This window comes from Paenibacillus sp. FSL H7-0756, assembly GCF_038006765.1.
In the GTDB taxonomy this organism is placed as follows: Bacteria; Bacillota; Bacilli; order Paenibacillales; family Paenibacillaceae; genus Paenibacillus_AQ.
The window spans coordinates 68,793-92,220 of record NZ_JBBOVT010000003.1 but is presented as its reverse complement, the minus strand read 5'-3'; the positions used below and the strand labels follow the sequence as shown (position 1 = coordinate 92,220).

Annotated in this window: 13 protein-coding genes; 1 reads left to right on the top strand and 12 read right to left on the bottom strand. The window is 41.2% G+C overall.

Annotation, left to right across the window (positions count from 1 at the left end; all coding sequences use genetic code 11):
- Positions 1-20 precede the first annotated feature (20 nt).
- The 3 genes from NST04_RS26315 to NST04_RS26305 all read right to left on the bottom strand — a co-directional run bounded on the left by NST04_RS26315 (position 21) and on the right by NST04_RS26305 (position 5,240).
- Entirely contained in the window at positions 21-2,435 is a 2,415-nt protein-coding gene (locus NST04_RS26315; protein WP_341186916.1) for a restriction endonuclease-like protein, read from the bottom strand.
- Positions 2,407-4,269 carry an McrB family protein gene (locus NST04_RS26310; RefSeq protein WP_341186915.1) on the bottom strand — a complete coding sequence of 621 codons (1,863 nt, stop codon included), beginning with the start codon at positions 4,267-4,269 and terminating at the stop codon, positions 2,407-2,409. The genes NST04_RS26315 and NST04_RS26310 overlap by 29 nt, the downstream gene beginning before the upstream one ends.
- Positions 4,270-4,742: 473 nt before the next feature.
- Positions 4,743-5,240 (bottom strand): hypothetical protein, encoded by a 498-nt coding sequence (locus tag NST04_RS26305; protein ID WP_341186914.1) that lies wholly within the window; start codon positions 5,238-5,240, stop codon positions 4,743-4,745.
- 151 nt (positions 5,241-5,391) lie between these two features.
- On the opposite strand from NST04_RS26305, the gene NST04_RS26300 reads away from it, so the two are divergent.
- Positions 5,392-5,640 carry a helix-turn-helix domain-containing protein gene (locus tag NST04_RS26300; protein ID WP_341186913.1) on the top strand — a complete coding sequence of 83 codons (249 nt, stop codon included), beginning with the start codon at positions 5,392-5,394 and terminating at the stop codon, positions 5,638-5,640.
- A 402-nt stretch (positions 5,641-6,042) separates the two neighbouring features.
- On the opposite strand, the gene NST04_RS26295 is transcribed toward NST04_RS26300, so the two are convergent.
- The 9 genes from NST04_RS26295 to NST04_RS26255 form a co-directional block, all read right to left on the bottom strand.
- On the bottom strand, positions 6,043-8,256 hold the full coding sequence (locus NST04_RS26295; RefSeq protein ID WP_341186912.1) for an NACHT domain-containing protein: 2,214 nt from the start codon (positions 8,254-8,256) through the stop codon (positions 6,043-6,045).
- Positions 8,257-8,439: 183 nt separating this feature from the next.
- Complete coding sequence (locus NST04_RS26290) at positions 8,440-9,189, bottom strand: ATP-dependent nuclease (RefSeq protein WP_341186911.1); 750 nt, start codon at positions 9,187-9,189, stop codon at positions 8,440-8,442.
- 544 nt (positions 9,190-9,733) lie between these two features.
- On the bottom strand, positions 9,734-10,003 hold the full coding sequence (locus tag NST04_RS26285) for an AAA family ATPase (RefSeq protein WP_341186910.1): 270 nt from the start codon (positions 10,001-10,003) through the stop codon (positions 9,734-9,736).
- A gap of 666 nt (positions 10,004-10,669) precedes the next feature.
- Complete coding sequence (locus NST04_RS26280; protein ID WP_341186909.1) at positions 10,670-12,583, bottom strand: ImmA/IrrE family metallo-endopeptidase; 1,914 nt, start codon at positions 12,581-12,583, stop codon at positions 10,670-10,672.
- A 42-nt stretch (positions 12,584-12,625) separates the two neighbouring features.
- Complete coding sequence (locus NST04_RS26275) at positions 12,626-15,535, bottom strand: type I restriction endonuclease subunit R (protein WP_341186908.1); 2,910 nt, start codon at positions 15,533-15,535, stop codon at positions 12,626-12,628.
- 492 nt (positions 15,536-16,027) lie between these two features.
- Entirely contained in the window at positions 16,028-17,176 is a 1,149-nt protein-coding gene (locus tag NST04_RS26270; RefSeq protein WP_341186907.1) for a restriction endonuclease subunit S, read from the bottom strand.
- Positions 17,169-18,665: a type I restriction-modification system subunit M gene (locus NST04_RS26265; RefSeq protein ID WP_341186906.1), complete on the bottom strand. Its 1,497-nt coding sequence runs from the start codon at positions 18,663-18,665 to the stop codon at positions 17,169-17,171. The genes NST04_RS26270 and NST04_RS26265 overlap by 8 nt, the downstream gene beginning before the upstream one ends.
- The gene (locus tag NST04_RS26260; protein ID WP_341186905.1) at positions 18,658-21,078 is read right to left on the bottom strand and encodes an N-6 DNA methylase; all 2,421 of its coding nucleotides are present in this window, start codon (positions 21,076-21,078) and stop codon (positions 18,658-18,660) included. Before NST04_RS26260 ends, NST04_RS26265 begins: the two co-directional genes overlap by 8 nt.
- 121 nt (positions 21,079-21,199) lie before the next feature.
- On the bottom strand, positions 21,200-22,822 hold the full coding sequence (locus tag NST04_RS26255; protein WP_341186904.1) for a restriction endonuclease subunit S: 1,623 nt from the start codon (positions 22,820-22,822) through the stop codon (positions 21,200-21,202).
- Between the last annotated feature and the right edge of the window lie 606 nt (positions 22,823-23,428).

The following is a 23,428-nucleotide window of genomic DNA, read 5'->3' as shown; positions in this document are numbered from 1 at the left end:
TACGCTTCTCCACGTCTCTTTCAAATATTCCTAACCTCCACAACCCGACCCAAATCCACATACTCCTCATGATCCAGCCTCACCTTCACCCGGCCCTTGCGGCGCTTCTCCCGCCATTCACGCAATTCTGCGTCCGTATCCAGACGAAGCTCGGCAATCTCCAAGGCCCGGTCCAGAATGTACTTGCTGGTATGGAGCACCGTATAGATTCCTTGTCCCCCAAGAGAGACCGGATCGGCTAACCTCTTCCATTCTTCAATGGTGAACCGGACATACAATTCCTCTTCTGTACCCGGCCGGCAAGGAACCTCCGTAATCTCCTTACGCCGCAGCACCTTCCAATCGGCCACCTTGCCTACCCAGTGAATGCCTGTTTTGGCCGGATCGATGAACTTCTTGCGGGATTGGCACATCGCGATGTATTCGATCTGGGTCAGCAGCTTCTGGCTGGCAAGATTCTTAAGCGGCATATGATAAAAAGCTTCCCGCAGCGCCACCCTCACCTGCTCCGGTCCCCGGACAGAGCCCACAAGCACATTCTTGCCCGCAAGCTGATTGGCATAGTATTCCTTCGTACCGCGCGGACGAGTCGAGCGTTCATAAGCCTTCTCCGGACTATCCTGAATAATCTCAGCCAGGAATTGCTCCACCAGGCTTGTGGAATTCGGCAGGAACGGCAAGGCGCCAATGTTCAGCAGCCCGATGCTTTTGTAGAAACGGTGGGACTTGTACCGCTCCTCATCAGGGTACGGAAACAACACATATGCCCCGAACATGCTTCGCTCGTATTCCCCTGAGCCTGTCTCCTGATAGACTATCGCGTCCCGGTAGCGGTGCATCGTGTTAATGTCATCCTCTTCCGGCCCGGGCTGACCATATTTCTGCTGATAAGACGTCCCCTCATACGCCGGATTCAAGCGGTACTTGGCATCGAACACATACTTATACTCCTTGATCTGACCCGCATCCTTCTTCTTCAAGGTGAGCACATTATCGGGACGTTGACTGAGCGTTGGGGTCCTATCTGTTCCAGGAATCGCATTATAGTACAGGATGAACTGCTCTCCGTTAACCGGATTCTCATAGACCATCTGCGCACTCTGCGAGCGGTCCAGCGTAACGAAGATCCCGTTCCGGTTCACCTTAATGATATCCTGCTTCACCAACGTATACTTTTGCCCCAGGAGCTGATTCAGCTTGAGGAAGCACCAGTATTCATAGAGCTGTGCGACATCCTTCATGGATAGGCGAAGCAGGTCGCCTTGGATCGACAGGCCTTTGAGCAGCATGAGATAACAGCGATAGACCTCCCGGTATCCGGGGGCCATCTGTAGCACCAGCGTAACGGACATCTGCTTCAGTGCTCCAGCCTCCCGCAGAAAATCTATCTTAAGCACCCGCTCCAGCTGAGTGAGCATCGTGTCGATTCTTCGGATGAGCAGCGGATCTGAGGTCCGGCTGTTCTCCTTCCAGCGGCTCTTAAGCTCCTTAAGTTTGCCGTGAATACGTTCCAGCATCCAGCGGACGAAACGGTTCTCACTTGTATCATAGGCGAGGCGCTTCCGAGTCTCCATTAAGTGCGATGCTATGTAGCTCCGGTTACCGATGGTTAAGAATCCATGGTTCATGTCTTCTCTTAACCGTTCAGGATGCTTCGCGAGCTCGCGGATGTTCTCTCTTCCGGCTTTTTTGACCCGGCCTGCATCCATTAACCGCCGCTCCTGGAGCAGCGCAATATTAGGATTCTTGTTGATCCGCTCAACGGCATCCAGAAGCTGTCTGAATACATGCTGTAGGATCGCGAAGAACTCCGTCAGGCTCTGATGCTGCGTCTCCCGCAGTCCGGTTAACTGGTACGTCCGGCGCAGAAAATCAAAAGCCAAATTATAGATCTGCGCATTCACCTCATGCAGAAGGTTCTGGTAATCCCGCTTATAATCCATCTTCGAAGGGAAAATCTCCATCTCCACCCACAGCAGCGTCTGCCCCTCGCCCCGGATCTCCCATTCCGTCAGCCCAACCTCATTCCCAAAGTTCAGCACACCCGCAAGGATCGAGTCACCCAGCGGCTTAACCGCCTGCCGTAGCAGTACATTCTCATGATAGAAAGTAAGCTTGGCCGCCTTCTTGTTCTGAATCACCAGTTCATACGGTTGGGTCTCATAAAAACAAGGAAAGGACGACTCCCCCGGCTGCCAGTCGATCAGCCCATAGGCTTCAGGCGAGAACACTTTAATCTGTACATCCCCAAGCCGCTGCGAGCAGGTAATCCCAAGCTGAGCATTCACCCACTCCTGCTCCGGGGAGCGATGAAGCTGCAACGTCTCCACCGTAGGATGATAGGGCCGCCCCTGCACATATAGCGTAAAAAGCTCCGTCTCGATACGGAGCAATTCCACCGCCTGATTAAGAGAGCCAGTATGAGGTGAATCCATCTTCCTCCAGCCTCCTCAGCATATAAGCCAGTTTACGGGCACTTTGCGGATGCTTAACCCCAGGTGGATTCTGCCCAGCAGCCCATCTCAGATAGAGCGGCGAAGCATCGTCGTCCATGAGTTCTTGAACATTAACTGTAATGCCAGCAGCGCTGCCTATCGCAACCTTCATCAGGCCCAGCAGAACCCGGCGCACCGAGGAATGACTCCCCTGGATACGCGGCAGAATCTTTTGCAGCAGCTGCCAGTCGAACGCCTCTTCCTCATCCATCAGGCCAAAGCGCTCGTTATAGATCATATAGAAGCAAATCGCATCCCGCACCCGGAAGCCCACATGAGCATGGATATCCTCCAGCAGCGTATTGATCTTCACCAGTCTCTCCGTCGTCCGCACAACGAGCTCCTGATGGGTATCATAGGCATCCACCAGCTGCAAATAATCGGAACGGAGGAAGAGATGATTCAGATCCTTAAGATCAGCGGGATCACCCGCGTCCTGCTCAGCCCCTTGCGGGTACTGCTGCAGATTGATGTAATTGAACTCCAGGGTGCTTGCGCGGTCGAGAACTTTTTTGCTAAAAGGATGCGTAGTCTCGTCCATATTCACCGTCCCGATCAGGAATACATTCTCCGGGATCCCCAGGCCGCCATAGGTCGCTCGATCCTCAGGTGTACCCAGCAAGGCACGAGAGATCAGCTCCTGCGTCTGAATCTCACTCTCCCGCCACTCCTGCGTCTCCAGCACACTTAATAGATCACTGAAATAATGCTCCACCCGGGCCAAATTCATCTCATCCAGGCAGATAAAATAAGGCTGATGCCGATTCTCCGGCTGCCGCGCCTCCACGAACACCTGCGTCAGCGGCCCCGGCAGGAACCGCCCCGCCAGATCCTTATACCCCAGCAGATCCGCAGGATCACTCCAATCCGGCCGCACCGGAATCAACGTGAACTGCCCATTATCCCGCGTCGCCCCCAGCGCCTCTGCGAACAGCTTCACCAGCCTCGTCTTCCCCGTCCCCGAGATTCCCGCCAGAATCACAAACGGCTTCGCCTTCAGCGCCAGGTAGAAGTTCTCAATCAGATGCTCCGGGAAAAAGAAGCCTTGGCGGCGGATGTTGGATTGGATTTGGTGGAGGAATGCTGTAATGCTAGAATCGGATGGTGGTAGAATAGGAATCACCTCACGCAAGCTCTCCATACTGGAGGCAACTTCATCTTGCTCTAGAATAGTAAAACCAGGCCAATTCACTTCTGTCGTGAGTGACTGAAGCACTTGAAGTCCTTGTCTTGAAAAGCGGAACAAATACCCTTGATTCACTCCGCCTCCAGTATGGAGCGGTGCTTGGGTTATATTCAGTTGCATAATCTGCTGATTGAACTGTTGTAGCGCAATGGACGGAATGAGCTCTACATAATGGGTGCGAACCATTCTTCCTTCCTCTTGCCAACCCGTATTAGCCATAGAGCCTGGTTTCCGTGCTTCGACTGCCGCAGCTGTAACCTGGCTAACATAACGAATAGCCTTATTGGAGTAATGTAGGATGATATCTCCTTCCTTAACCTCCTTCATCGTCTCCCAGTGATACAGCTTACGCCCTTGAGTATTCAGTAGGGGGGCCCACAGAATTCCCGCTTCCTTCTCCGCTTGAATGGTAGTCCCCTGATTCACCCACCACACACTTAGGTTTGGCTGATAGGTACTGAATTCTAGACGGTATTCAAATGGAACACCTGTCGCATAGAAATCTATGTATTCCGCTTGATCTTCAGGGACGACAACTTGGGGCTTCTTCACTTCTGCATCCGATTGTTGGTTTTCTCTTTCTTGCATAATGTAAGAGTAAGAATGAGCGAAGACCTCAATTAGAAAATCCTTCAATCCCTGGTTTCCGTTATAACGAAGCTGAAGAGCCTCCCGGCTAGCGGATGCTTGATCTAATTTAAATAGCTTGGCTTCGTAATCTCGCTCTTCATAGATGAGCTTAACATTTATACCTTCACCCAAAGTAGGCTGTTGACCTTGATTAGCTTCTAAGAAATCCGGATGAAACTCCACCGGAATATGAGTACCATCACGAAAGATAGAAAAATCTACTTTCTTACGCCCAATTAAGTTAGGAATCTCTGTATCCTTCCACCAGCTTCGTAGTTGTTTGATCATCTCGGTTAACTCCAGTCATCAGGATTTACAATAAGTATGGTAATTCGACAATATGGGAAGGATTCCCTGCCATTAATGAGCATAAGAAAAGGACTGTCGCATGAACAGTCCAAACATGAGTATGCTTATGCTTTTATCTATTCTTATTCCGAGAGAACAGAAGGAGCGTTAAAGGATTGTGCAAGCTGCATTCCATCCTTTAGTCCCTGAAGATATAAGCGTTCATAAAGAACGGATTGCTTTACCTGGAGTTTATTTTCCCAATCCTCAAATTTTGGCATACGTGCGATGTCTAAGGAGTCAAACAACGCTTGAAACGCCTCACTTTCCTCTTCAAAAGCTTGTCTAGGCTCGGACTCATATTCTATTTGTGCTGTAACCTCATTTAATCTACCCTGAATTGTTTGTATAAACCACGCTGGAAAACTCACCACATCTCCCCCTGGACAGAAGTTTAAACGGAAAACCTCTGAGTATCCGTTCCTTTCTTGATACATCTGATTAATAAGTTCATCCACCTTGCGACTCTGAGCCTGAATCGTCTCATTTGTGCTTAACGGAACCCCTTCTTCCAGTAACCTCTGCCCAAGTTCATTTAGCCTGCGCTTCTCCTCCTCATACTTGTGGATAAGATTCTGCATTGCACCCTCACCTTTCTGGCAAAGCTATGGTTGTAGACGATGTATAGAATTTTAATGCGTTTATCGGTTTATTTCATTTTAATTCGATATCCGCATTAAAACAACTCCTACCTCGCATACAATTTGGGTAATATTGTGAGGTGACACGGAAATGAGACATCGCAAAGAGCCCCCAGGTGACAAAAACATCATCGGGAGCCGAGTCGTAGCAATTCGCAAAGCTAAGAAAATGAAGCAGAAGGATTTCCTTGCGAGGTTGCAGACCTTCGGGTTAGATATTAGTCCCACAAGTTTATCTCGATTGGAAGGTCAATATAGGCTCGTGCAAGATTATGAGGTTGTTGCTATTGCGAAGGCTCTGGAGGTTTCAGTTGGGGAGTTGTTGGGGGAAGAAGAATAATATAGGCGGGGAAAAGAATAAAAAACAGAATTCAAAAACTTTAATTCCCTGCTTAACGCTTTTTATTTTCAGTTTCGCGAGTCCATTGGCTAAATTGACACATAAACGCAATTGTATTGTTGGTCCTGAAATTAGTTTACTTATGGCCTTATTGCTTTTCAAGATTGAACTTACTGAGCTAATGATAAACTTTAAAACATGCAATTTCGCTCTTTTTATGATACGGGTCAGCATATCATATATAAGGCGAAAATCTTCTATAGCACGCTTAGCATTTCACTACCTGCTTTTTATGCATGAAAGTAACTATCAGAGCCCTGAAGTTTTATCGTATGATTTATAATACAAGCAAAAGAGCACCCTTAATGAGTGCTCTCCTACCTACATCGCTAATCCGAAACCTTATATAAGCGCCCTCCATAGAGGGTCTTCACTAAGAGTCAGTGAATCTATTATACCTTTCATTCTTTGAGTATGCTTTCTCACAGGTGTATAAACATTCCCCTCTCTCCCTTTAAAGACTTCAATTATTTGTTCTCTTTGCAACATATTAATTATTTTATTGGCTGCCTTTTTATCAGCAGAAGTTCCAAGTCCTCTTAAAAGAGCTTCTTCCATTCGGCCAGCCCCAGGCTGAAAATAAATTTTCTTAATAATTACAATAAAAACCCTCTGCTCAAGAGTTAGGGGTGCATTTTTAATTCTAGTAACATTATCTATTGTTTCATACATTTCAATACTGCAATTTTTAATCCAGTCAGGAAGACCCTTTTCTGAAGATACACCAATTAATTTTTTTATAATGCAGTTACTAATCACAACATTTTCAGCATTGCTGCTAGTTATGTCCAACTTATCAATAACTGTGTTATCAATAGTCACATTGCGTATAAAGCTATCCGATAAGTTAACAAAAGATATATGTGAATTTTCTACAAATAGGTGTTTGAAATCCAAACTGCTCTGGTCACTTGAAAGTAATGAAGCTATGATGTCGCCAGTCAATATAGTGTTTTTCCAATTAAAAAGTTTGGTAACAAAACTTTTATAACGGCTCAGTCCATTATCATCAAGAATATCATTTGCTACAAGTGATAATCCAAAATCGCTTAAAGGATTAATCCAGGCCATATCTTTCAATTTATCACTTTGGGTTGACACAGTCTCAATAACATCCTCAGCGCGCAGTCCATCCAGTATATATTTGTCAATAAATTGCCTGTCATGGCTTTCTGAACCTACTCTACCAAGAGCGGGTAATCTTTGCAGCATTGTCGCCGACTCGTCAACTGCAGGCGTACCTACAACAATTTCAAAGGCCTTATTCATCTCGGTTATTGTAATAGGTCCTAAATCCTGGAGTTTGTTTCGAGTCATACGCGCAATTTCAATAAGTACTTTCTTAATAGTCAGTGCGTCCAATGAGATATTGATATCACTTTCTCTTTTACAAATTGCCTCTATTAAAGCACGCCAGAATTCAATCATTCCCAAGGGCTCATTAAGTAATTTTTCAAGATATGTTACATCTAGTTCACTTATAATCTGGCATATCAGAGCACGCTTTGGTAACCATTCAGGAAGATGCACATTATCCAAAACACTATCTAAATATTCCTTCATCTCCAAATCTGTAAACTCATCCGGACACTCTATAATTAATGCAGTCTTTGGATCCAACCCCAAGCAATTAAACATTTCCTCGTTGCTATTGAAATAATGCTCTCGTCCAGTTACTATCACTCCCCCTTTTACATTGCGAATAAGATCCTTAACTCCTTTTAAAGACTCAGCCCTAATTTCCTTAAGTTTGTTAACATTATCACTCCATGACTGAGCACCAATCTCGTCAAAGCCATCAAGCAAAAACATTACACTATCACTTCCAAATATTTTTATTACATTCTCGGCCTCTGCTGATAGACCTAGATCATCAAAATGTCTCCTTATTATTTCTTGTCCTCTTTTAACCCCCCAGTTATCACGCAAGTTAATTGCAAATGGATATTTTAAATTACCATCACTGATACGCTTTAATTCAGAAAATATCTCTCTAATAAATCTGCTCTTCCCCGTTCCGTAATTGCCCAATAAAACTATTTTTCTGTTTTGTTTCAACATTGTTGCTATCTCTTCCAGACTATATTCTCTTCCATTCTTAAACTGCCTGTATTTAATTGGTATATACTTTCTTTTATCATTATCTCCAGATTTCCTATCTACTGCACTTCCGAATTTCTTCTGAGATCTTATATAATAATATGAATCGTAATTAAAAAATTTTTTTGAAAATGTCTCAATAGATAGTACATCTACAAAGCTAGCTGCACCTGTTTCTTTTAATGAAGGGTTAGGTTCATCCTCACACACAAAATAGCATTCTGCATAAATACCTTTGGCAAGTAAACTGGGTTTTACAACGGCAAATTTAGCAAGGTCATCCCTCAGTTTCCCCAAAGTTTCATTTTGTGTTATTTCAATTAATATCCAATAGTCTGGTCGATATTTTATTACAGCATCAATATTGACACCTGCAACATGCTCAGGCTGTGCACTACTGTTCCACATATAAGATGCTATTTTTCGTACGTTCTTTTCTGTGTCCTGCCAGGTCACGATTATTTCCTCCTTAGTTATCACCAATTGGATTTTCATCAAGAGATATTTCTTCAATGCCTACCACTAAGTATTAGGCTCATTAGTTCTTCCTCTGACTTCCAAGCAATACAGCCAAACTGGGGCTGGCTACTCTGTTGAATTAAACATTCTAATAGCCTCTCTATTATGTGAAAAGAGGAATTACTGCTTTGAATTTGAAGTAGTGCATATATAAGGCTTCCCATTGCTCATCTTTAGCTGATTAAAATAAGCTGCCTCAAAGTTTAGAAGTGATGATAAGTGTCTTACATTACCTGAAGGAGCTGCTTTAACCACTTTGAGTATAGAAGTATTATGTGCCCGAGTCGGATTTTTATTTCCATTGGCCAAAAAAGGGAAATCAGTATCATGAAGCACCGAGTAACCGCTACCAAAATGATTTAAAATTTTGCATAATGATACTATGGTTGACTTGCCTCTGGCTCTGACAATATGTATATTCCGATACTTCTCAGGATTTTTGGAGATGATATATTTAAATGATGTGTATTCTGTATCCCCTTCGACTATTATCGTATGACCTCCAAAGAAAAATTCGGCAACATGGGGATCAAACAAATTTAGAAGTTTTAGTCTTTCACGATCATCTTCGTCAAGTTGTACTTTTTCTGGACGGAAAACAGTTGTACCAAAAATATCACCGTGTTCATTTCGCTCAACACGGACAATTGTCGTATTATTACGTGATAAATCAATGAAAGCAGGAGAATGAGTTGTAGGCATATCCTTCCAGTTCACTTGCTTTGGCAAGTCGTAGAGAACTCTGCTCGCCTCTGTTAGTGCGTTGGGATGAAGACATACTTCGGGCTCGTCCAACAAAAGAACATGCGGCCTTCCGTTTACAGCCTTTTCGCCGCTATGCTTTGCACAATTAAACGCAATGCTGACCAAAGCAAGGTTCTTCTTGCTCCGCTCCCTTGTTTGTCAATTGCACCTTGATAACCTTGACTGGACCCATCAAGAGTTTTGAGGAACTTTTAAACAACGATATGTCGTTCTCAATATCATCCTCTGCCCTTGGATCAAACTTTACCACATAGCCTGGGAACAATTCGGAAATTGCTGAAGAAAGATCACTCTCAATTGTTTGTATCTCGTTTAGAGAATCATCAAGAATCTTTTTACGTAAATCAGTGATTTGTTTAGAAGCCGTGTATAATCGGATAATTCGCCTTCCTTATCTTGAATTATCTGTATATTTTTAATTCGGTCTTTTATAATGGCATGTAACAGATCAAGGACTTGCTTCTCCAGCACCTGTGGATGAGTAAACGCTTCAACCATATGTGGTTATGGACATTTGGACTGCGCCACGCCGGGCGCTCCCCAAGGCACTTGTTCATCCCAGTCTCGCTTTTGAACATCGTAGCCTTGCCGTTTGGGCTCGGCATTCGCCGAATACCAAGTCCATCGCTCTTTGACAATGGCTTGTCGTTCATTTTTTCAACCACCTTAAAGCAAGGGTGGAGTCGCTATTTACTATAGTGTGCAATTCAATTACAGGTAAAGCACTGGTATCTACGTTTCCACCAGGGAAGTCCGATTCACTGAGCAAGCACTTCTTTGAACCGTGATTCATAACCAAATCATTGGCTTTTATAATGGAACTTTTTCCTGCATTATTAGGGCCTACCAAAACCACGATATCATCCAGATCAATTGTAACGGTAAGCGATCCGATACAGCGGAAATTTTTAATTATCATTTACGCAATTTAGGCTGGCTCTGTTCAAACCAACTGAACAGTTCTTCGTCATCCCCTTCTTTTTTTCAATTTTAACCACCCCTCACTATTGGGAAATATAACTATTTATAGTTTACCATTTGTAACTATAGACAGGAAGACTTTTGGCCTATAAATTCTATGATCCGACTACTTATTTCGTTCCAATCATTTTTACATCTCCCTTTCCCCCTATGGGCAATTTAATTGGATATATTTACAAATTACTTGGCACGGATGAAACCTATGCGCAGGGAATTGGAAAGAAGCAACGAGATAACACATACGACGATGAAAAGGAGAACGATGTGTTTGGACCGCTCACCCTTTGTTTTAGCTTGAAGAAGGCTTGGGACTGTGACAGGGCAATATGAGCGGTTTTTCACGCATTTCGAGGGGCGAATGTCAGATATGAAAACATGGTATTTATTGAAGAGCAGGATGGTCTGACAATTTTTACTTTTGCTAATTCTTTTTTTTAGAATTTGCCTTTAGTCCGGTCTTTACTTCTTTTCATCTGCTTGTATTACAGTCTTTCAAATCAACCCTAACTTGAACCTTCCGCTTTACCACTACTTATGATAAGGTTCCCTTCAACTAATTTGAAACTAGTCTGCATGTCCAGGAAAATAAGTTTCTGTATATTTACTAATGCTTATTACTCGGAAGACGTTGAGATATACCTGCATCTTCGAGCCTCTTGTTCCATTGATACAAGGTTTCATCTGAATGAGATGCTATTAACCATCTATACACCATGTGTTCATGCGTCATTTTCCATTGATGTCCAGCCTTCGAAATGAAATCATCAGCATAAAACTGATGTAGATTTAATCCAATACATAATGCCAGAACCGCTGGTAACTCCTTTGTTAACGCTTCCTTATTTCTATAATCGCTTATTATTCTAGCACTTAATCCAGACCGTTCAGCTAGAATCTCATTGGTTATGCCTCTTCTTTTTATATGACATTCCAATGTTCTTGAAAAACTTCCTGGCAGATTCAATAGTTCATTTGAAATTTCTTTGGAGAAAACACTTATTTTTGCGGTCTCCTCTGCACGCTCTTGTGCATTTTGATTATCTATATAGTTGGGATTGTACGTTGCCTCAACAAAATTGATAGCACTAACATCCCTACAGAGAAAACACCTTCTATAAAAGGAATCATCATATAATTTGCTGATTCGATTTGTTCTATCAAAGATCAAACAGCACTCATCAACATGCTCTATTGCATACTCAGTCAACTCTATTGAGCCATCTTCGTGACGTAGTACATATTGGGGATCGTTAATACAAAACATGGCATTTACATAAACAACTTTACCTGAGAACACCATATCAGAAAGAACTTCTGACATTTTTACTACATTAAAAGCATTTATCTCATCAATGACAAACGTTTGATTCCTTCCTAATGTGCCACTTCGGAAGGAATATGGCGAGTAGTATCTGCCATCGACATATACAAAAGTCCCTGCTGCCTGCTCGAACCCAATGTCAATCGCTCGTAGTTTTGCTGCTAATTTGGATACGCCAAAAAAATAAGCGAGTTCATCAATCGCAAGCTGCAGGTTCTCAGCATTTCGTAGATTTTGCTTTTCACCATGTAACAGTACCAATATTTCATTCAGTTTCTGTTTTGTAGTTTTTAAAGGCATTAAGATTCTTGGTGTTAGAACGTTTGCTTGCCATTCCATCCAGTGTAAAGCTTTATCAATCCCTACCGTATCTCTTCCGTATTCCTCAACTACTTCACAATTTAGTGAAACTACGTCATTATTCAGCAGCTTCTGTAATTCGAAAAAGTTTGCATGGAGATCGTGATGAACACATTCATGAACAATTGTATTATTCTCAGAACCAATATTTCTCATAAAAAACACATTGGGATTTACCAATATGGTTCCAACATCAACATTTTCTGTTCGCGTGTGTTTCATGTCTTCCTCGAATACTTCCACCTGAGCCTCACCAAAGTATGACTGACCAAAGATGTTATCTGGCAAAGGTGCATAATGCATAGTTAGACACATATTGTCCAGCAGTTCGGCCATGTCTAATGGCATTGGATTCTCCAGTGCTTCTGGATAATACTTTTGCAAGAATTTTTCAGCTTCATTATCCAGATCTTCCGAATATAAATAAGGGACAAGGTACTTTGATAGTGCGCTTTCTTTGCTAAACCTCTCTTTACTGTAATTCCTAACATCGATTATCATGACTTTTCGAAGGCCTGATATTAGATGTCCGTAGAAGGATAAAATAAACCATTTAGAATGCCTATCGGCTACATAGTTTTGTTTACCCATCCCTTTTAGAACAATTTCAGCATTGATAGTAACATTAAAAAAAATCTGACGGTGTTCTATACCATAGAATGTTATGCTTCTTACACGTATGTTCTCTATATCAATATATGATGGATCTAATACATAATACGAATTAAGATCAAACGATCTTCCTTTTTGAAGGATAGCTTTTTTTATTGCTTGATGCATTTCATCATAATAAATGTTTTCGAGGTAAGCTTCGAATGAATTATAGTTATTATGCACCTTGTCCCCCCTACCGGATTCTCATCACATCTGGTCTACGAATTAGTAATATTGCTCAATGTACTGATAGGCTTTATCAAAGACTTCTTTGTCCTTAATTTTATATTTGACCCAGACAACACTCCGAAGAGCTTTTTTCACTTCCTGTTTTCCTGCAGTTGTCCCCTGCCAACCATCGAAACGTACAATCTTAACGATATCATCTATATCGCTAACAATTCGCTCGACTATAATTGGTGTCTTTGAATTCTTCACCTCATCAAAAAGCCCTGTCAATGCTGCCTTGCCTTTGTCCACTTCTTCCTCAGGCACTACTTCTTTTTCAGCTTCTGCTGCTTCCCGCGCAAGTTCTAATAGCAGTTTTAGAAACTCAATACTGGTTATTAGCCCTTGTTCGTGTTTTTCACGGAGATTTTCAAGTTTTTCTCCTAACTTAACGAATTTAACATCATTACTGTGTTTTCGAATTTTCGCGACCAAATCAATTTCAACTTTGATCGTGGTCTTTCTCAGATCCTTTTGTTTTTCAATGAATGCATCGATTAAATCTGCATCCATCGTAAGAATCTCCATGTCATCATGTACTTCTCCCACTTGCAGATTCTCGTGAACCAATTCCAAAGTCTTCGCTCCGAGTGCTGCCCAAATCAACCCGCCTCTTCCATCGGTAGGCTTCACCGATTCGAATACTCTTGTCAGCCATTGAAAATCGTATTTCATTGAATTCAGAAACGGATCTGGCGATATCGCATCCCACGCTCTATTAAGTACTTTATAATCTGCTCCAAATTCGTCTTTGATTTTATTAGTTGGCAAACATTCTTGTGCAGCAATCAAACCTTCCCAACCATCTATTGTACGGTCTACTCCCATGAAATAACTCAAGCACTTACGCATTAAAGCAGGGATCTGCTTTTTGACCTCTTCGATATTCGAAATGACCTTTTTCATATTCGATTCATCAAAGTCCAAAGCTTTAGCTACATTATCAAATATACCTATGTAGTCAACAATCAAGCCGTGTGACTTACCTTCATCATAGGTTCTGTTAGTACGACAGATGGCCTGCAGCAAGTTATGATCTTTCATTGGCTTATCAAGATACATAGCCTGCAATATAGGTGCATCAAAACCAGTAAGAAGCTTAGACGTAACTATTACTAGTTTCAGAGGGTCATTAGGTTCTCTGAATCTATCTAGAACCTTCCCTTCTGCGTCCCTATCACGTCTGAACGCTCTATATTTATCTTCCTTGTCATTGTTGGTGTCCATAACGATTGTAGTTGCATCCGGACCTAGCAATGTATCAAGCTCTTCTTTATACATAAGACAGCATGCTCTGTCATAACAAACAACCTGACCCTTGTATCCATTCGGCTCAATTTTCTCCCGGTAATGTTTGAATATATGCTCGCAGACCTTTCTGATACGCTTGCGGTCATACATAATCGCTTTCATGTTGACCCTTCGAGATAACTCTGCTTTATCTTCTTTAGACAAAGTCTCTGTTAATGTTTCAAATTCAGCATCGAGCTTTTCTTTATCAACATGCAGGTCAACTGGTACTGGTTCGAAGTTCAATGGTAGCGTCGCATTGTCACGGATTGAATCGGAGAAGGAATATTTGCTCATATATCCACTCTTGTCCTCGACTGCACCAAATGTATTGAAAGTATTTTTATCAATACGGTTAATTGGTGTACCTGTAAGGCCAAAGAAAAAAGCATTTGGAAGAGCAAGACGCATTTTACTACCTAGATCGCCTTCCTGAGTTCTATGAGCTTCATCCACCATAAGTATGATATTGTCTCTAGGGTTAAGTTCCTTTTTAACATCACCAAATCTAAAGATTGTTGTAATTGCAATCTTTCTCTGGTCCCCTAAGAAGAAGGATTCTAAGTCGTCCTTTGAGCCAAGACTAACAAGATTAGGAATATCAGATGCATTAAACGTTGCAGTTATCTGCGTTTCCAGGTCAATCCGGTCGTCAACTATAACTATGGTTGGATTGTTTAATTCAGGAATCATTCTAAGTTTCTGTGCTGCAAAAACCATCAGTAATGATTTACCCGAGCCCTGAAAATGCCAGATAAGACCTTGTTTTGGGTATCCGGTCTTTACGCGTTCCACAATAAGATTCGCACCTTCATATTGTTGATAACGACATATGACTTTATATTTGCGATACTTTTTATCGGTTGCAAATAATGTAAAGAACTGAAAAATGTCCATGATCTTTTCAGGTGTAATCATATCTTCAACACTGATTTTCACATCAGTAAGACTACCTTCACTTTTATGATCCGAAGTATGCCACGGCCCCCACATTCCAACGGGCATGCAAACTGAACCATATCTGTAACATTTGCCTTCTGTAGCGAAATTGAATATGTTAGTTACAAACATGCCTGGTATACTTTTTTCATACGCAGCTATATCTCCTGCAGCATCCAACCATGTAATAGAATTACGAACAGGCGTTTTCAACTCACCAATCGCCACAGGGAATCCATTAATCAATAGAACAATATCTAGTCTCTTACCACTCTCTTTTTGTGGAAATACCCATTGGTTGGTGACAACATATTCGTTAAGCGCCAAGTCTTCTTTCGTCATTGTTCCAAAGAGTCGAATGGGAATCATTCGTCCATCTTTGCCGAATGGGTAAGAATTCTCTTCAAAAACCATCTTCTTGAACATTTCATTCTGCGTTACTAGGTTGTGCGGCTGAACCGTCAATATTAACGTGCGCAGTTTATAGATAACTTCATCTGCGCGGGACGGTTCTTCAGCAATTTCAGGATTAAGGCGGATGAGAGCCTCTTTAATCATAGTCTCAACCATTACATCAGAATATTCACGTTGTAATTCTTCGGCAGGCATATACTTCCAACCATTGTTTTTGAGCGATGTAAGAACCATTTGTTCAATCGTATTGTCTTCATTAAACATCAAGTGACCCCCAATCTTAATAAGAATACCGATATTAATTATGCGGAAAATAATTGTAATTCGTTTCCATAATATTCTACGATATGTATGGTCCGGCGACATTGGTTCAGTAATTCTTGCTATACTCTATGATCATAAAAATTAAAGAAATCATTTCATTATATTGATGTGTCAAACTACTGTTTTGCTACATGGTAATATTTTATTAATCCAATAGACAATTTCGAGTGTATTCTTCGAGCAACCTTCTACTCGTTTATTAGCGAAGAACAACGGCAACAACATGTTTTCTACATTTTCAGTTGCCGTGTATTCATCGACCACAAATGTTGCTAAGTGCTTGTTCAACACCTTTACCAATACTTCAAGTTGAGTGGAGCTCAGTGTTCCGATAAGTTCCTACTATTCCTTATAATTAACTTTTCGGCCATAGAATCTTCTCCTTAATGTTGTAACAACTTAAAACAGGAAGAAATCAAATAGCATAATAAGTCAGCCGAGATTCTCGGAAATGATTCTCCTGTAAGTGAAATCCAGATCTTTTAGCGATTGTTCCAGTTCAAATTTTGATTTATCGGACAACCGGACGAATTCGTCGAAGCGTTTCTGCAGGTCGATTGGGGGTAAATTGATTTTCAAGTTTCGAATTATCCCAAACTCTATGTTATCTGCTGTCACTGCTCGTACATTGCTCAGGAGGTCAGCTTTATGAGCTTTGAACGTGTGTAAAAGAAATTCAGGTGTAATTCTCTCGCCGACTATAAAGGCTTTCATATCTTGATTAACTGTGACTGGCACTGTATTAATGGCGAGAGGCAGGTCATGCTTCAATATCCCACTCCGGATGACCATTAAGACTGAATGCGCTGGAATTAACTTAGCAGGACTGTTATTAACCGCTTCTTCGGTAATATGATCAATACTGTCCTCAATCAATACAGTTTTCATATCTTTAGGTGTTACCCACGGTATTTCACCAGTATAGTATTGTGAAATGCTTTTTGAGGGGGTACCACCTCCCATTATTCTACTGCAAACTTCTTCAATAGTGCATTGCTCCCACCTTCTTTCATTTCCCACTGGATCCCCAAACATCTCGATAAATTGCGATTTCACCAACTCATCCGTTTTCTGCAATAGTTTTCTATATGCCTGCTTTGTATTTTCTATTGCCCAAAGCAAATCGCTTAATTCTCGTTGCACAGTAATGCTTGGAAGTTCAAATTCATATTTGGCAAGTGTGCTCCAGTTAATAAAATAATTCACCGATCCACTTTTATTGGCTTCAGCATATGACCAAAAATCATTGCTCTGAAGAACAAAGGGCAGATAACGCTGGAGTAATACATTCTCATCTTTTGACTCTAGTACAAAGGTTTTCTCAGAACAAATTCCATCAAAAGTGACCATACCAGCTTTTTTTAGGTGAGGATTCCGAGTAACAAATAAAACTTGTCCAGCCTTAAATCCAAAATAAAACATTGGACCTATAGTGGAGCCTGCAATTACTCCACGGTCTTTAATTAAAACTTCGCTGCTTAAAATATGCTCTCCACCCACATAGAATTCTTTTTCAGTATTATCTTTGTCTTCTTTTGTGTTGGCTCTGATAACAACATCTGCGAATTTCACTCTATTCATTGCTCTGCTCCTCTTCAATAAATGATCGCATTAATGCAAGCGATTTATGAAGTCGTCTAGATTGAGTTATCCATTTTTCAACAAGTATGTCTGAAGATTCATTATATTGCTCTTGCTGTGGGTTGGTATGAGCAACATACATGTTTATTGCTAAAGAAAACTCTTTTATTTTCACTTCTTTGGCATTTGCAACATATGACAGTCCATCAATTGAGTGGAAATTATCATATATTTGTGCGATTTTATCTATTTCCTCTTGTGCTAAAAAACTCTCAGTGCCACGTCGAGTTACATGTGCACGGCCATCGATAAACAAAATTCTTCCTTTTCTTTCAACTTCCTTTTTTGAGCGGCATATTAAAATACAAGCCTCCATAGGTGAGTTGTAAAATAGATTTTTACCAACGCCGATGACACATTCCACTAGATCATTATCAACAAGTCCCCTTCGCATTTTCGCTTCTTCTTGTCGATTAAGTACACCGTGTGGAAGTAAAATTGCACATCTTCCAGAATGTTCATTCATACTTTTAAGAATATGTTGAATGAACGCAAAATCAGCTCTATTTTGATTAGGTACTCCAAGAAAGTTACGACCGTAATTATCACTTATGAAGGATTCACGATCCCACTGGCTGATAGAGTAAGGTGGATTAGCAAGGACTAAATCAAACTGCCTTAACTTGCCGTTTTCAATAAATGCAGGTGCTTTCAACGTATCACCGTTGACTATATCAAAGTCTTTCACACCATGGAGAAAGAGATTCATTTTACCTATAGCGGACGTTAGAGCATTAACTTCTTGGCCATAGACCGCCACGTTACGCCATTCTTTTTTCTGATCTTTCAAGTATGCAATGGCAGAGATCAACATCCCAGCACTGCCGCATGTAGGATCGTATATGGATTCGCCGGATTCGGGTTTGAGCATTTCCGTCATCAAGTGCACCACCGTGCGATTCGTATAGAATTCTTGCGCGGTGTGGCCGCTATCATCAGCAAATTTTTTTATCAGGTACTCATATCCCTGACCGAGCTCATCCTCCGGGCAGTTCTTAATAGAGAGTGTTTTAGTGCTGAAATGTTCAATTAACTCTTTTAGTAACCGATCAGGGAGCCGATTTTTATTTGTCCATGCGCCATCGCCAAAGACACCTTGCAGTTTGTCAGAGTTTGCATTTTCGAGTTTTCGAAAAGCATTCACAATTGCAACTCCAACATTCTCAGATACTGCTCTCACATCACGCCAGTGAGCGCCTTCCGGCACGATGAAACGGTGATTCTCCTCCCACTCGAGAGCTTCTTCATCCCCACCGTATTCTTCAAGAATTTGTTCACATTCCTCGTCGAAAACATCACTGATACGCTTGAAGAACAACAGCGGAAATATGTACTGCTTATAAGCCCCAGCATCGATATTGGTTCGTAATAAAACAGCAGAATTCCAAAGGTAGGACTGCAATTCTTCAATTCCAATACGCTTACTCATTGACATACCCTCCTTCCAGGAGTAATTTCATCATTTCTTCTTCAGCCTCTATCATTTCGTCAAAAGCCTCATAATACTCTCTACGAACCTCAGCAGACGATACTGTTTCTTTTGCTTTCTTTACAATATAACTGTTGATTGCCAGCGTATAATCCTTACTGCGAACATCATCTAAATTGATGATCTTCACGTGTTCGATTACATCCTCGTAATCAGTGTAGTAATCAAACACCTTCTGGATGTCATTATCAGTCATAATGTTCTGTGCACGCTGGGGAGTATGTATGCTTGAAGCATCAATCATGCATATTCGACCTTTATGCGTATTCGGTTTGTTATTATTCAGGAGCAGGATACAGGCCGAGACACCCGTTGAGTAGAAAACGCCACCTACTAATGTAATGATGCATTCCAACTTATCGGATTCAACAAGTTCTTTTCGAATCTCGCCTTCTTTACCACCACGGAACAATACACCTTGAGGAAGAACAACTGCACATCGCCCGTTATTAGGATCCATGGATTTTACCATGTGCTGCAACCAAGCAAAGTCTCCATAAGAGTCCGTAGGGCATCCCCATAAATTGCGACCATATATGTCCGAACTAAACTGTTCAGCGCCCCAATTCTTTAAGGAAAATGGCGGATTCGCTATGACACAATCGAAGGTTTTCAGCGTGCCGCCTTCCAGGTAATTTGGCGATCGAAGCGTATCACCTTGAGAAACTTTAAAATCATGCGCTCCATGAAGGAACAAGTTCATTCTGGCAATGGCAGAAGTGGCAAGGTTCTTCTCTTGACCATAGATACGGCCATAAGTAAGTTTATCACCCTTCATATAATGGATCGCCTCAATGAGCATCCCCCCAGTACCCGCTGCGGGATCGTATACGGACTCACCAACTTGAGGAGCCAAGAGCATAACCAGAAGCTTTACAATTGAGCGAGGAGTGTAAAATTCGCCAGCATTCTTCTTTGATAAGTCCGCGAATTTTTTAATTAAGAACTCATAGCTGTCTCCCATAACATCAGCAGAATAGTTGCTATTTCCGACCTTTATTTTCGACATATGTTCTACAAGGTTTTTCAATCGTTCATCCGACAACTTTGACTTGTCTGTCCAGTTTGCATCGTCGAAGCTACTAAATACACCGTAAAGGGTGTCCGGATTGGCACGTTCAATGCCGTTCATAGCATTGATTATTGCTACTCCAACATTCTCGCTTACTTCACGAACGTCCTGCCAATGGCAGCCATCGGGGATGAAGAAACGATGGTTTTCGGGAAAAGCAGCAAATTCTTCATCACCGCCAGACTCCTCTAGTGCCACTTGTGTTTCCTCGTCATAAACGTCCGATAATCGTTTAAAAAATAGAATTGGCGTTACATAGCTTTTATACTCATCCTGATTAATTGGACCACGCAGAATATTGCAGGCTTCAAAAAGGTGAGAAAAGAGTTTTTGACTTGTTGTTTCCTCAGACTCTAAAGTACTGTTTTTTAGCGCTTCATCAGCCGCATCCATTGCTGAACGGATCATTTCTTCTCTACCTCCCGTTTTTATTTTTGCTCCTACAGACTCTTCTTTAATGCTAACGCTCCCTGAAGACTGTATTTTTTCCATCTTTGCTGGGTATATGTTTTCAAACTCAAGCAGTATCTTCAGAAGCCGCACATCAAGAAATGTCAGTGCGTGCTTTCTGATATGTGTCGGCACTCCGTAGTAGGCCTCTGCCACACCTCCCGTAATTGCAGCCAACGTATCACTATCTCCACCAATAGAGATAGCGTTACGAATTGCGTCTTCGAAATTGAATGACTCGAAGAATGCAATAAGTGCTTGCGGAACTGTTTCTTGGCAAGTCTCGTTAAATTGGTATGTTTCCCGGATTCCATCAAGTGTGAAATTCATGGGGTAGTAGTGCTTATCAATGTAATCGCGAATTTCTAAGATATTTTTCCCGCTACGAGCCATAAAGACTGCAACAGCAATAGCCTCCGCACCTTTTATCCCCTCAGGATGGTTATGTGTTACAGCTGTCACCTTATGTGATAGTAATGTAGCTTCTTCAATGGAAGTAGCTACATAGCCACAGGCGCTAACTCTCATTGCTGCACCGTTTCCGAAACTGTAATAAGGCTCCGGCGAATCACTGTATATCCATTTATAGAACATCCCTCCATACCCGCTACTCGGGTAGGGTCTTCCAATAACTTGCATGGATTTAACAGCTTGATCACTCAAGTCACTAAAATCACGTTTACAGATCATAAGTGCTTCACATATCGCTAATGACATTACCGAGTCATCAGTGAAAAAACACTTATATGTTAAAAAATCAAAATCTTTCGAGCGATGATTATCCCATTCAAATCTGGAACCGACAATATCGCCAATGATGGCCCCGATCATGCAATTTCCTCCCTGGTGCTGGGTCGATACTTTTAGTGAAGCCTCAGCATATCTTTTTTACCGACTCTCCGACTCTTTATATAACTCTTCCTCTTTATCACAGTTATTTAGGCCAACCATATTATTGTTTTACATTCATAATAGTTTTTTGAAGACGCTCCATAACTTCATTCCATCTATCCTCAGCAAGACGAATACTTTCTACATATCTGGAACGTTCATGCTCATATTCTTCTGCGATCACCTTTTGTTCTTCAACCCGGAGCAACGGGATTTCTAGCGTCTTCAAGTCTTTATAGCTAATATTAATGACGACTGTTCCTTGCTGCTTTCCTGCTAAAACTTTGTTCCCCATCGGGCTATCTAAGAAAACTTTTAGGTACGTTCCTAAAAGCAGTTTTTCATTCGGTCTTATTACAATAATGTTTGATGATGCGATGCAAGGATACTTCTGTTCTTGAAAAACCGCAATTCTGATCGCTGTTCCCCGTGCTGGCAATAATAAATCCCCATCTCTTAGTAAGTAATTCGCTACTTTACGCTCTTCCTCTTCGATGTGATCAAGGCCCGCATAATCAATGTCATAATCATTAAGGTTCGATATATTTACGACTCCAATGCTACCATTAGCATCTTTTTTGTTGATCGCCTTACCGCGAAATACTTCAGCAACATTACCTAATTCTTCTTTTTTTATGCTTGAGTTCTGATAACGCTGCCAATCTTCATCTACCATCCCAAAGATATGATCAACATTCCAGTAACCCATTTCCATCAACTCTTCCAGCATAACAAATGTATCATCAATGAGAACCAGTTCATTGATTTCGTTTTTTTTAATGTCGCTTTTAGCAGCGCTATATCTTTTAATCATTACATCTTCTGTTCGGCCCGTTGTGATCGTAAACATATAGGTCTTAATAGCAGTAGATGCAAACATTCCAGTTGGCAGCTCAGCTATTTCTTCGAGTTTATACATGCCTTGTATAAAATCTCTTAAGTCCTTAATCGATCCCGCAGCAAAAGTTATCCGGGCTGGAAGTACAATTACCAGTACTCCAGAGCTATTCAAGTGTAATAGTAAATTTTCTACAGCTATCATTTCATATTCCCTACAAATGAAATCTCCATTATCTTCTCGTCGTTCTCTTGCTCCAAATATAGGTACAGCCAGAATTAAATCAAACTTCCTTGTTGAGAACTCGTAATCATAAATACTTGTTTGCTCGACAATTACATTGACATACTCATTAAAAATTTCGTTGAGCAGAACTTTACTCACACTATTCATGGTAGTTATGAAGAATTCACAATCAGAATGTCGAGTTACTAATTCAGTAAGGTAAGGTACAAATTTTTCAGCTTCAGGTATCAACACCTTCTTAGTGTTTGGATTAAAATGTTTTTCAAATTCTGTAATCAGAACTTTTGGTATGTAAAACATCCCTTTAGAATCTGTAGATGCCATTACCATTTCCCAATCAATATCTTCATCATCCATAGCCATAAAAGCACCAAAAAACGTCTTAGAATCTGGGTATGGATTTTTCATTCCGTAACTGTTCGATATTGAAAGCATTAGCTCATAAGCTTTCTGCTCAGTAGGCTTTCTTGAACTTAATAAAAATTCATCTTTTGTCTTTTTTAAAAGGAACAATGCAACTTGCAACTCTGACTGAGCAGTATATCCCCTCAACGCATTATAACGATTCCAAATATAGTTCACCTGCTTGTCGTTGCGCATCTTTATCCCTCCCTTACAAAACAACTCACTGTTATTTTCATACAAAAAACATAGCATCACACATAATTTGTGTCAACCAATATTTATTTTTGGTATGTTAATACCAAAAATAAAAAAAATCATAATATCTTCTTATTTTATTGTTTCATACGCTACAATAAAATAATTTTGAGAAAACATGAAGTCCGACTTCGTGTTTCTTTTCAAGCATTATCAGAGAGCCCTTGCAAATAAACAGTATTTTGTTTATTTGTAAGGGCTCAATTTTGTCCAATAACATGAAGTCCGACTTCCTGTTAGGACGATTATGGCTGAATTACTATTAGTACATAAATTGAAACTTTCACACAACGGCCACCTGCAGTGCATTCCAGTTGTGTGAACTACAACTAAATATTCGCAATCGACTACCGCTTTGAAATCTTCGCTATCTCTAATTTCGTTACTCAAACTGACAGGTTCTGTCCTTGGATAGTGAAAGAGCAAATCTCTGCCATTTATCTTCAGAAGGTTCAATATGAAGACCCAAATCACCTTAGGAAAGGAAGGATATGCAAATGAATATACTTTTCGATATCATTCATTGGTTATTAAATAACATAGATA